The organism is uncultured Campylobacter sp. (assembly GCF_938030815.1).
In the GTDB taxonomy this organism is placed as follows: Bacteria; Campylobacterota; Campylobacteria; order Campylobacterales; family Campylobacteraceae; genus Campylobacter_B.
In genome coordinates, this window is record NZ_CALHII010000073.1 from 1 (window position 1) to 11,193 (window position 11,193).

Below are 11,193 nucleotides of genomic sequence, written 5' to 3' on the forward strand. Positions count from 1 at the left end.
ACGGCAGAATTCTAAAGCCAGAGATTACGACAAAGATCCGCTAATCATCAAAGATCATACTTATTATGACTATATGAAATACTCTATAGTTCCTACTATGGTAGGCTTGTTAATATCGCTTGCATTTGCCACTATCGTAAATCCCATAAACATTAAAATGTTTCGCCTTGTTCCTTTGGTCTTGGTAATATTCGTAACAAATTTTATGAATAGAGACGGCGCATACTTCGTGCTTCATAACGATAAAATTTTATATTACAATCAAAATAAGGTTCGTAAAACGTTCGAGTTAAATAAGATTGGCGCTATGGTTTTGAGCTTTGACTGGAGATGGAGCTGGAAGCAAAAAATACCTATTTATATAAAGGTCTTTCTTGTTCTTTGGTTTTTGCTCGGCTGCTATACGACGGGAGAGCCGATCAACGGCGTGGCGATAATTTTTACTTTTTGCTTTTCCATTTTAACCACTAAAGCCTATATGCACCTGCTTAACGGTAGCCTTAGTTTTTTCGGTCTTCACGATCAGCTTGTGCTTTATAAGGAAAACGCTGAGGTCGAGATACTAAATATCTTGATGGCAAATAAAGAGGAATATCTGCAGCTGAGAGATTATTTTATGCAGACGATGCAAAAAGATATAAGCAATCTAGCTCGCACGATGTCGATTTTCAACGAAAAGATAGAATTTAGGAAATTTAAATTCTAGCGATTAAAGGATCGCTATATATTTTTCCGAAGCGCCCTTCGGCTTGGGATTTACGGCGTAAAATTTTAACTTTTTAAAATATTAAATTTAATATGAATTTAATATTTTTTGTGATTCAATTTCGCAATCGTTTATCATAATATCCAAAGGATCAAAAATGAAGTTATCTTACGTTGTGGCGGGGGTTTTGCTATGCGGCGCCTTGAGCGCAGACGATGCTGCGAGCAAGGACGTAAATTTAGGCACGATAATCGTATCGTCGAATTTTAAAAAATCTATCTTGCAAGAGCCCACGAAGGTGGAGATCGCGGGTAAAGACACTATTTTAGAAAACGGCGACATCGCAAAATCGCTTTTGAACTTAAGCGGCTTTTCGATGGAGCGCAAGGGCGGAGGCGGCAGCGAGGTTTATTACCGCTCGCAGACGGCGTCCAGACTGCCCGTGCTCATCGACGGCAGCACGCTAAACGGCGGCTGCGGCATGCGTATGGATACGCCCATCACCTACATCTCGGCGCAAAACTACAACTCCGTGCGCATCGTCAAAGGTCCGCAGGACGTCAGATATGGAGCGCTCATCAGCGGCGGTATTTTCTTCGATCGAGATATTTTAAGACTAGATAAAACGCAATTCGGTGGGAATTTTAGCGTGCTAGGCGGAAGCTTTAGACGCTTCGAAACCGTAGCCGACGCCGTCGTGGGCAATGAATGGGGCAGCTTGCAGATCTCGGGCGGGCATTATGAAAGCGGCGACTATAAAAGCGGCGGCGGACAGAAAATGCATACACACTATAAACGTAACAGCGTCTCACTCGTAGGCACGATCACGCCTACCGATTCTACCGCCATTCAGCTTAGCACGGATCTGGGCGAGGGCGAAGCGGCGTATGCGGACAGGATGAGGGACGGCGTGCAGTTTGACCGTAAGTCTTTCGGACTCAAATTTGAACAAGACGTCGGCGAGCACAAGATCAGGCTAAGTTCGTACTATCATCAGATCGATCACATAATGGACAACTTCACCATGCGTCCGGTGGTGCCGGGCACGGGGCGCGGCAAGGGATATAGCATCAGCCACCCAATACGCGATATGTACGGCTTTAAGCTAGAAGGCGAGCTAAATTTCGACAATCTAACAAGCTATCTTGGCGCTGGGTACTCTGAGGATGTATTTAAGTGGAGAGGCGCTGGAACGGGCGGAGCCGGCGTATCTAAAGCCGAAATGGACGCCGCCGTATCAAAGCCGCACGTAAAAGAGCGCAAGGTAACGTATAAAACGATCTACACTCAAAACGAATACGTCCTAGAAAACGACTACGGGCTTTTTGGCGGACTTAGGCTGGACGCGGGCGAGAGAAGGCTGCTAAAAACGCATAAGAGCAGGAAAGAAAATTTATTTTCAGGATTTTTTAGATACGAAAAATATCTGCAAAATTTAACGCTTTATGCTGGGTTAGGGCACGCACAAAGACTACCTGATCACTGGGAAACGAACAAGGACGCGAACTTAGAGCTACGTAAAGAAAGAAATACTCAGCTGGATTTTGGCGCCGTACTAAAAGATCAAAATTACGAACTAAGCGCGAATTTTTTCGTCTCAAAGATGGATGATTATATCATGCTAAAATATAATCCTATGGGCATGTCCTCAGACGCCTTTAATACCGACGCCCTGCTATACGGCGGCGAGATCGAGGGCACTACGCTGCTAGCCGATATGTTTAGGCTGGGGGCGGGAGTATCCTATGTCTACGGCAAGGTGACTAAAAATGCAGGAGGCCTAAAAGACGGCGACGCGCTGCCTAAGGTTTCGCCTCTAGCGTTTAAACTAAGCGCCGGTTTAGAAAAGCCAGACTGGTTCGTCAAAGCCGACTTCTACGCTAATGCGTCGCAAAACCGCGCGCAAAAAGGCTACGGCGACGTGGGCGGTATGGACCTGGGTAAGAGCGATAGCTTTTGGACGCTGGGGTTAAGCGCGGGCTATAAATATAAAAATTATCAATTTTTGCTAGCGGCGGAAAACCTGAACGACGCCAAATATGCCTATCATAACTCAAAAGGCGGCTACGGCGGCGGTATAGCAGGCTACGAGACTATCCCCAACGGCACGAGGCTTTATGAGCCGGGCAGAAGCTTTTGGGCGAAATTTAAAGTGCATTTTTAAGGCCTAGATCGTCCGGATTTGGCGCGTTTTAGATTTTGTATCGGATTGGGCGACACCCCATTTCGGCGCACTGCGCAAGAACTGTGCGAGCTTGCAAACAGACGCTAAAGTATAGATAAAATTTGCAAGTGCCTTGAGCGGCCGAGCTCGCGCTAAATTTGTACGGCTAGGCGCGGCTTTTGTCGTCCGAGCCTTTTTTCCGCACGGCGTCGAAGCCTCGGTGCGGCCCGCGGCGGATATGATACTTATTCGGGCGTGATCTCACGCGACAAGCGCCGGCACAGAAGGCGGTTGTGCGATTTGAGATGAAATTTGGCCCGCAGATCAGCTTAAAGCTTTGTACAAAAAGGCGGTTTCGCGGCGCCTGATCCGTCGGCATCGTTTCGGTTCGTCGGGCTTGCCTGCGCGCGACGGACGCGCGGTAAAATTTACTGAGCTTTAAGCGGCGAGGGTATAAAATGGCGCGTCCAAAATTTAAAGGCAGCAAAAATGGATCAAGGCAGGCTTGAGGAATTAAAAAGGCTACTACAAAAGCGGCATCAAGAGCCGAAGCTGGGCTTGAAACAAAATTTTAACGGAAAAAATTTTAAAGTCTCGAATTTTGAAACCAAAAATTCCGAAGTTTCAAATTTTGAAGCTTCGAATTCTAGAACCTTGAATTTCGAAGCCTCGAATTTTGAAATCCTGAATTCTGAACCTCCGAATTTCGAATCTCTGAATTCCAAAGCACTGAATTCCGCTACTGATGCTTTAAATTTAGAAGGCAATTTAGAAACCGAAGCGGCTCAGAATTCTGCCTTTGAGAACAACGCGGAGCCGCAAAATTTTATATCGGATGACAACGGCTCTTTGCAGCAAAATTATAAAGCCAGAGATTACGACAAAGATCCGATAGTTATAAAAAAGCTAGACGATCTGTTTTGGCTGATAGCTCTTGGAATTTTGTTAATTTGTTCTTTGATACAGAATTTTGACGGCGAGTATAAATTTAGGTTTTATATGAAAATATTACTAGGTTATGGCACCGCATTTTTCTTTATATACGCGGCAAACTTTATAAATAGCAAAAAAACTATAGCCTTTATGAAGGACAAAATAGAATTTAAAAATAGAACCAGATGCGAAAAAGAGATGGCGTTAAAAAATATCTCCGTTTACAGATATGCTTATATGATTCCGAATTTTGCGCCATTTGATGCAAGAATCAAATTTTGTATTTTGGTTTTATTCATAATGATCATCGTGTCATTATACAGCTCCGGGTTTTATGTATTTATTTTTATAATTATGGGCTTATTGCTGATGCCCATTATTAAATTTATCTACTATATTCTATTTGAGAAAACCGTTAGGTTCTTGCTTTGTGATAAATTATTGATATGCAATGGCTCCGATTCCGAAGTATTTACTATCAATAATAAAAAGGAGTTTGGCGAGCTGCAAAAATATTTCTTGGATACGCTAAATATAGATATTACAGAGGGATATTTATTTTGGAAACCGCCTTATGATATTGCAAAAATAATAGTGAATAAAATGAACAAATTTATGAAATTCTAAAAACAAAAGATAAGGTTTAAAAAATATACAAACGATACATAATTAGCGTACCGCGGGATAAACAATTTAATCCGCAGAATATCGATCTTTAATGAAAAATAGAATTTAGAAAATTTAAATTCTAACGCTCCGCTTGAAATTTTGCCTTTAAAATTTACGCGCTAATCATCGCCGCTTTCATATACGCCGAGCTCTACGAGATTGCCGTCAGGATCGCGCAGATAGATACTTTGCATAGCGCCGCGCGCGCCCGTGCGAGGCACGACGCCAAGCTCTATTTGCGCCCCTTTGCTTTCAAGCTCCGTTTTGAGCTGCTGCGCGCTTTGATCTTCGCAGATGAGGCAAAAATCCGCCGAGCCTGCGCTAGGACGCGCCGCAAACGGCGCGAACTCGCCCGCGCGGGTGTGGATATTGATCTTTGAAGAGCCGAAACGCAGGCTGTGTTTGCCGCCCTCGCAAACATGCTCTAAGCCCAAAATCCCTTCGTAAAATTCCACGCATTTTTGCAGATCCTCCGTAACTAGGACGAAGTGATCGATCCTTGTGATTTTCATTTCATCTCCTTGCGCGCTCGCAAGTCGCAAAATTTTTACGCCTCGCGGTGCAATCTTGGAATTCTGCCGTGAAATTTTGCGACAAAATTCCAAATGCTTATAGCGCGAAATCAAAATTTCGCGGCGTAAATTTTAAAATTCTAAAATTTAGCCTAAGTAAAAATGGAGCGCGAGTAGAGTCTGACTTTAGTAAAATTTAGACCGACGAAATTCCGTCTAGCTAGCGCAGCAAATTCTAATCTTGCGATTTTAAAACTAGCGATTTTAAAATTCTCTTGCCTACCTCGACGCCCGGCTGATCGTAAGTGCTGACGCCCAGTATCGCTCCAGTAGCGCTGGTTAGCAGCTCGAAGTAGTAAAATAGCTCGCCCACGCTCTGTTCACAAAGCCGCGAAACCTCGATTAGATCGACGCTGATACCCTCGTTTAGCACGGCTTGCAGCGTAGCATCGCACTGAAGATTTAGCACCTCATCCAGTCGCATGCCGTTTACGAAGTCGCAGCCCTCAAGACCTTGCAGACTGATACCAGGTACCGCGTCCGTAGTGCCGTTGTCCGTGAGCTTTAAGAAAGTCACGGTCTTATCCTTTACGCCGTCCATTATGAGCTGAAGGAAGCTGTGCTGATCGCGTGAGCCTACAAGCCCCACAGGAGTAAGCCCCTCGCGGCTAAAGCCGATCTTTTTACCTAGGCTTTCCGCCCAGAGCTGCACATACCACTCACCCAATGCGCGCAGCGCATCGCCGTAGCTAAAAAGGACGTTGATTTTCGCACTTTTGTGCGTGGCGTAGTGATGAGCTTTTCGTAGAATTTTATTCTCCGCGATTTTAGCGGGATCGCCTGCTAAAATTTCATCCAGATACCGCTCTTTTGCGGCGGCAGCTCCGCGTAGCATCGCGCTTGCATCAAGGCCTAGCCCAACTGCGGGCACTAGCCCTACTGCACTTAACACGCTAAAACGACCGCCTACGTTAGCAGGCATATTTATCACGCAGGCGCCGTGCTCACGCGCGAAGATATCCAGCGGCGAGCCTGCATCGGTGATAAATATGAAATTTTTTGCTAGCGCTTTTAAATTTGAAATTCCAAAACGCTGCAAAACGACCTTAAAAAGCGAGATTGTCTCGATCGTACCGCCCGATTTGGAGGATACTATGAAAATCGTGTGAGCAAAATTTAGTCCTTCGAGCGCGCGGTTTACACTGTGTCCGTCGAGATTATCCAAAATTTCAAAGCGCAAATTCTTTCTTACGCGCGGACGCAGCATCTCATAAAGCGCCCGCACGCCCACGCTGGAGCCACCGATGCCCAAAAGCACGACCCCGTCATAGCTTCGTGCGCTAAAAAATTCCTGCGCTCGCGCTATTTCGTCTGCGCCTTGCTGCGGCAGGCGGTAGTAGCCTACCTCGCCGCTTTCGTATTCGGCGCGGATCTTTGCCGCTACCTCCTCTAGCGCGCCCTCTTTTGCCAGCGGGAAAAACAGCTCATTTTTTACCATCGCCGAATTCTCGCTCGTAGAAATATTTGATCGCCTCCACATAGCCTTTTACCGAGCCGCAGTCGAAGCGAGTGCCTTTAAATTTATACGCGATCACCACGCCGTTTTGAGCCTGCTTTAAAAGAGCGTCGGTGATCTGCACCTCGCCGTTTTTACCGGGCGCCGTCTGCTCGATGAGATCGAAAATATTAGGCGTTAGGATGTAGCGCCCGATGATGGCTAAGCTCGACGGAGCCTCGCTAGGTTCAGGCTTTTCTATCATATCCGAGACCATTATCAGATCATCGCTGATGCTCTTTCCTGCGATGATGCCGTATTTATTTACGTCCTGCGGCGGCACCTCCATTACTGCAACGACGCTGCAGCGGTATTTTTCGTAAATTTTAACCATCTGCGCAAGCACGCCCTCGCCGTTTTCGTTCACGCACAGATCGTCTGCGAGCACCACGCCGAAAGGCTCGTCGCGGATTAAAATTTTACCCGTATAAATCGCGTTGCCGAGCCCCTTCATCTGCTCTTGGCGCGTAAAAGAGAAGGTGCAGCGCTTCATAAGCGCCCTGATCTCGTCGAGCAGATACTCTTTGCTGCTGCCTGAAATTTGATCCTCCAGCTCGTAGCTGCGGTCGAAATAATCCTCCAGAGCGCGCTTGCCGCGACCCGTGACGAACGCCATATTGTCCATGCCCGCTTCCAGCGCCTCGTCCACGCCATAGTGAATGAGCGGCTTGGTAAGGATCGGAAGCATCTCTTTTGGTAGCGATTTGGTCGCGGGCAAAAAGCGCGTGCCGTAGCCCGCCGCAGGAAATAAACAAGTCTGGATCATGAAGCTCCTTTGATCTTTTTTTGAACTTTTATTATAATGCAAAAAAGATAAAATTCCGCAAAGGAAAGCCTTGAAAACGATTGAAAAAGAGATCAGCGCCGCACAGGAGATCAAAAAATCAAGCTTCATCGCCTATCTCGCGCCGCTAGCGAGCTTTGAGGCGCTGCGTGCGCAGTTGCGGCGGCAACACCCAAAGGCGCGCCATATCGTCTGGGCGTATCGCGCGCTGAATGAGCCCGGGCAGATCGTAGAAAACTCGAGCGACGACGGCGAGCCCAAATCGACCGCGGGCGCGCCGTGTCTAAACGCGCTTCGCGGCGCCGAGCTCATTAACGCCGCAGTACTCGTGGTACGCTACTTCGGCGGCATCAAGCTAGGCACGGGCGGGCTCGTGCGCGCATACGCTAGTAGCGCAAATCTAGCTATCGAGACCTCCGCAAGCAGCGGCGCTTTAACCGACTTTTTTCTTAAAAGGCGCTGCGCGTTTTTCGTGCCGTTTGCGGCGGTGGCTAAATTTGAACATTTTTTAAAAAAATCGGGTTTTGTTTATGAAGCGAGCTTCGGCGCTGCGGGAGCGGAGTTTAGCGCAGAGTTTAGCGCTGAGGAATTTGAAAAATTTAAAGGCTTTGCAGATGCTCTCGCGCCAGCCCTTAAAATGCTGCACGAGCCGAAATTTTAAAATTTCAAAATTCTATAAAATTTAAAAGTTTGCCCCGGCTAAATTTGAAAGTATAAGCGGATTTTGCATTTTATCGCATTATCGCAGTGGAATTTTAAAGCTAAAGTGAAATTTCATCGTGCGAAACATAAAATCCGATAAATTTTAAAATTTTCAAAATTCTGTCGTAATTTAGCTTGCAAAATTTCGCGAAAATTCCGTCCGTAAATTTCAAAATTTAACGTGCTTCATCTTAGCTTCACGCACAGGTAGGCTTAGCAGAGCTGCAATAGCCGCTAGCGTCATATCCAAATACCACATATAATCATACGCGCCGTATGCCCGTACCGCAAGACCCCCGATATATGCGCCAAAAAATCCACCGATTTGATGCGAAAGCATCGTAAATCCAAATAGGCTTGCTAAATATCGCGTCCCTAATAGCTTACCTACGGCAGCCGCAGCAGGCGGTACGGTCGCTAGCCAGGTAAATCCTAATCCCACGCTAAAGATATAAAACGTAAGGCTATCTTTGGGCGAGAGCACATAAGCACCAATAAGAGCGATACGCAGGGCATATATGCAAAATAAAATGACTTTACATCGCACTTTGGAAACACACCAGCCTACGAATAAGCTGCCTACGATGTTAGCGATACCAATCAGTGCTAGCGAAAAGGACGCTACCTGCGCGCCATGCCCGCTTAGTGCTACTTCACTAGGCAGATGCGTCACTAAAAATGCTACGTGAAAACCGCACGTAGCAAAGCTTAAATTTATCAAAATATAGCTTTTATCGCGCAGCGCCAAACGCAGCACTTCGCCTAAGCTGCGCTTATCTTCTTCATGCAGGCTGGTCTGTTCGCCAAATAGAATTTTACTGCCTGCTAAAAGCCTCGCAAGCGGCAGAATTAGCAAGCTAAGCCCTGCGAGCGTAAAAAATGCGCCGCCGTATCCTAAAGCAGGCGTTGCGATACAAAACCCAATCATCGGCGCAAATAAAAACTGCCCGAACGAGCCGCCTGCATTTAACACTCCGCTAGCAACCGAGCGGATAGAAAATGGCAGGCGCTTTGCCATTAGGCTCATTAGAATCGGAAAACTACCTGCACCAAGCCCCAGTGCAAGCCCAAAACCCATCGTTAATACAAGCGCGCTTTCGCTGCTAAATAACGGCACAAGAGCGCAACTAATCGCCAAAAGCACGCTGCCCCAAAACAGCACAACGTAGGCACCGAGCTTGTCTGCAAGTATCCCGCTAAGCGGTTGCGAAAAGCCCCATACCAGCTGCGTAGTTGCCATCGCAAAGCTTACTTGCGCGATGGATAGGGAATTTGCTTGCATTATAGGTTGCACGAAAAGACCTAATGACATACGAATGCCCATCGTAATCATCAAAATCGCCGCGGCGCATAGGATCATTACCCAAACTGATTTCATATATATTCCTTTTAAAGAATGGAATTATAGCATAAAAATCACGAATATATCGAGATTTTATAGATATATTTAATTAATGTATTTTAGTATATTATTTATGTAAGAGGAATTTACCGAGCTTTAATGGGCTTTGCATTAAAATTCCTTTTTCAAGGAGAAGCGATGATTTACGAAGATGAGATGATTTACGTACAGCGCGAGGAGCACGAAGTGCCGTGGGTGAAGGTCTTTACGAAGGCGAAATTTAAAGAGCTTAGCGACTGCGACGAGGCGACGCTGGCGCATCTGTGGCGCGCCGTGCTTCAGTGCGAAAAGAGCCTGCGGGAATTTTACGCTCCCGATAAGATCAACATCGCAAGCTTTGCCAACTACGTGCCGCGCGTGCATTTTCACATCCAAGCGCGCTTTAAAAACGACAGCTTTTTCCCGGAGTCCGTCTGGGGAAAAAAGATGCGAAACGGCAAACTCGATCTGCCGGAATTTAGCGAATTTGCAGAAGTTTTAGCGGCAAATTTAAAGATGGAATTCAGATGATAGGCGCGCGCTCCAAAAAATACCTAAGCCTTTTCGCGCTTGCTTCCTGCGTCGCTACTTTTGCGTTTTATCTGCGCTTTAAAAGCGAGGAAAACGAGATAAAAATCAAGCAGCAGTTCGATTTTAGCGCGAGCCTGTTTGAAAAGATCGTGGACGAAGAGAAGCTAAACGCCTTTGCGATCTCGCTGATTTTATCGCAGAACAGCGACGTGGTGCGCTGCTTCGAGAGCGGCAAACACGGCGAGTGCATGGACGTGACGAAAAAATACAAAGACATTTTAAGCGCAGTGCCCTTTTACACGGGCGTGAAAATACATTTTCATACGCAAAACACCAGAAGCCTGGCTAGGAGCTGGAGCGATGAATTTTACAACGACGATCTGAGCTCGTTTCGCCATTCGCTTTTGCAGATCCGTCAAAGCCTGCTTCCCAAAGCGCTCGTTGAGATGGGGCGGTGCGGGGTTTTCATGCGTGGAATTTCGCCGGTTTTTAGCGAGGGCAAATTTATCGGAAGCGCCGAGATAATGCTCGATTTCGAGCACGTCATCGCGCAGATCAACCGCATGGGAAACGATATTTTTATCCTCGTAGATAAGAGGTTTGAGACCGACTGCTTCTACGATAAAATAGGCGTTATCAAGGACTTTATCGTCGTAAACAGCGCGCCGGATTACGACGTTTTGTCGATTTTGGCGACGCTTGATTTTGGGGCGCAGAGTTTTATCAAAAAGGACGGGCATTATTTTTACGTGAGGGCATTTTCAGACGAAAACGGCACGAAGCTGGGCTATATAATTTTGCATCGCGAAGGCTAGCGGCGGGATTTAAATTTAAGGCGCCTATCGCTTGTTTGTTTCGTCGCGGCGGCAGCGGCGCGGCGAGCGAGCGTTTTAAATTTAATCGCAAGATTACGGAAATTTGCGCTGGAATTTTAAATTTTAAAAGGAGCGTCGGTATGAAATTTTATAAATCTCTTAAATTTAAAGCGCTAGCTGGCGTGCTGCTTCTTATAATAATACTCTGCGCCGCATTTATCCGCATAATCCCCGATTACTCCACTTCACGAGGTTTCACTGTCGTTTCTCTCCCCGATTACAACAAATACAAGCAAGGATACTGCCTCAAAGAGGATAGAATTTTACCGAAAGAGGAGCTGTACAAAAGAGCGATAGAGCAGTATTTGGAAAAAGAATTAGAAGCTACTATTTTAATTAATGATTTTCGTTGCAAAAAATATGGAAGATCTTGGTGCAAAA

9 protein-coding genes and 2 pseudogenes are annotated in these 11,193 nt (G+C 46.3%); 7 read left to right on the forward strand and 4 right to left on the reverse strand.

Annotated features, from left to right (window positions below; translation table 11 throughout):
- The 3 genes and pseudogenes from Q0277_RS02635 to Q0277_RS02645 all read left to right on the forward strand — a co-directional run.
- Positions 1–706: pseudogene (locus tag Q0277_RS02635) on the forward strand (hypothetical protein); the annotation flags it as partial.
- Positions 707–863: 157 nt separating this feature from the next.
- Positions 864–2,870, forward strand: a complete 2,007-nt coding sequence (locus Q0277_RS02640) for a TonB-dependent receptor (protein ID WP_297995294.1) — start codon at positions 864–866, stop codon at positions 2,868–2,870.
- A gap of 489 nt (positions 2,871–3,359) precedes the next feature.
- Entirely contained in the window at positions 3,360–4,430 is a 1,071-nt protein-coding gene (locus tag Q0277_RS02645) for a hypothetical protein (RefSeq protein WP_297995297.1), read from the forward strand.
- A gap of 161 nt (positions 4,431–4,591) precedes the next feature.
- On the opposite strand, the gene Q0277_RS02650 is transcribed toward Q0277_RS02645, so the two are convergent.
- The 3 genes from Q0277_RS02650 to galU all read right to left on the reverse strand — a co-directional run bounded on the left by Q0277_RS02650 (position 4,592) and on the right by galU (position 7,305).
- Positions 4,592–4,984: a VOC family protein gene (locus Q0277_RS02650; RefSeq protein WP_297995300.1), complete on the reverse strand. Its 393-nt coding sequence runs from the start codon at positions 4,982–4,984 to the stop codon at positions 4,592–4,594.
- A 235-nt stretch (positions 4,985–5,219) separates the two neighbouring features.
- Entirely contained in the window at positions 5,220–6,482 is a 1,263-nt protein-coding gene (locus Q0277_RS02655) for a glucose-6-phosphate isomerase (protein ID WP_297995303.1), read from the reverse strand.
- On the reverse strand, positions 6,469–7,305 hold the full coding sequence (galU, locus tag Q0277_RS02660; RefSeq protein ID WP_297881144.1) for a UTP--glucose-1-phosphate uridylyltransferase GalU: 837 nt from the start codon (positions 7,303–7,305) through the stop codon (positions 6,469–6,471). Before galU ends, Q0277_RS02655 begins: the two co-directional genes overlap by 14 nt.
- A 70-nt stretch (positions 7,306–7,375) precedes the next feature.
- Here galU and Q0277_RS02665 point away from each other — a divergent pair, with 70 nt between their 5' ends.
- Complete coding sequence (locus Q0277_RS02665; RefSeq protein ID WP_297995306.1) at positions 7,376–7,984, forward strand: YigZ family protein; 609 nt, start codon at positions 7,376–7,378, stop codon at positions 7,982–7,984.
- 210 nt (positions 7,985–8,194) lie between these two features.
- On the opposite strand, the gene Q0277_RS02670 is transcribed toward Q0277_RS02665, so the two are convergent.
- Positions 8,195–9,403, reverse strand: coding sequence for an MFS transporter (locus Q0277_RS02670; protein WP_297995309.1), 1,209 nt, complete (start codon positions 9,401–9,403; stop codon positions 8,195–8,197).
- Positions 9,404–9,565: 162 nt separating this feature from the next.
- Here Q0277_RS02670 and Q0277_RS02675 point away from each other — a divergent pair, with 162 nt between their 5' ends.
- The 3 genes and pseudogenes from Q0277_RS02675 to Q0277_RS02685 all read left to right on the forward strand — a co-directional run.
- Positions 9,566–9,937 carry an HIT family protein gene (locus Q0277_RS02675; protein ID WP_297995311.1) on the forward strand — a complete coding sequence of 124 codons (372 nt, stop codon included), beginning with the start codon at positions 9,566–9,568 and terminating at the stop codon, positions 9,935–9,937.
- Positions 9,934–10,752, forward strand: a complete 819-nt coding sequence (locus Q0277_RS02680) for a cache domain-containing protein (protein WP_297995314.1) — start codon at positions 9,934–9,936, stop codon at positions 10,750–10,752. Before Q0277_RS02675 ends, Q0277_RS02680 begins: the two co-directional genes overlap by 4 nt.
- Positions 10,753–10,892: 140 nt before the next feature.
- Positions 10,893–11,193, forward strand: a pseudogene (locus Q0277_RS02685) (hypothetical protein); the annotation flags it as partial.

Coding starts and splice junctions, on each gene's coding strand:
- Q0277_RS02640 (WP_297995294.1), top strand. CDS start 864: ATGAAGTTATCTTACGTTGTGGCGGGGGTTTTGCTATGCGGCGCCTTG.
- Q0277_RS02670 (WP_297995309.1), bottom strand. CDS start 9,403: ATGAAATCAGTTTGGGTAATGATCCTATGCGCCGCGGCGATTTTGATG.
- Q0277_RS02655 (WP_297995303.1), bottom strand. CDS start 6,482: ATGGTAAAAAATGAGCTGTTTTTCCCGCTGGCAAAAGAGGGCGCGCTA.
- galU (WP_297881144.1), bottom strand. CDS start 7,305: ATGATCCAGACTTGTTTATTTCCTGCGGCGGGCTACGGCACGCGCTTT.
- Q0277_RS02645 (WP_297995297.1), top strand. CDS start 3,360: ATGGATCAAGGCAGGCTTGAGGAATTAAAAAGGCTACTACAAAAGCGG.
- Q0277_RS02680 (WP_297995314.1), top strand. CDS start 9,934: ATGATAGGCGCGCGCTCCAAAAAATACCTAAGCCTTTTCGCGCTTGCT.
- Q0277_RS02675 (WP_297995311.1), top strand. CDS start 9,566: ATGATTTACGAAGATGAGATGATTTACGTACAGCGCGAGGAGCACGAA.
- Q0277_RS02650 (WP_297995300.1), bottom strand. CDS start 4,984: ATGAAAATCACAAGGATCGATCACTTCGTCCTAGTTACGGAGGATCTG.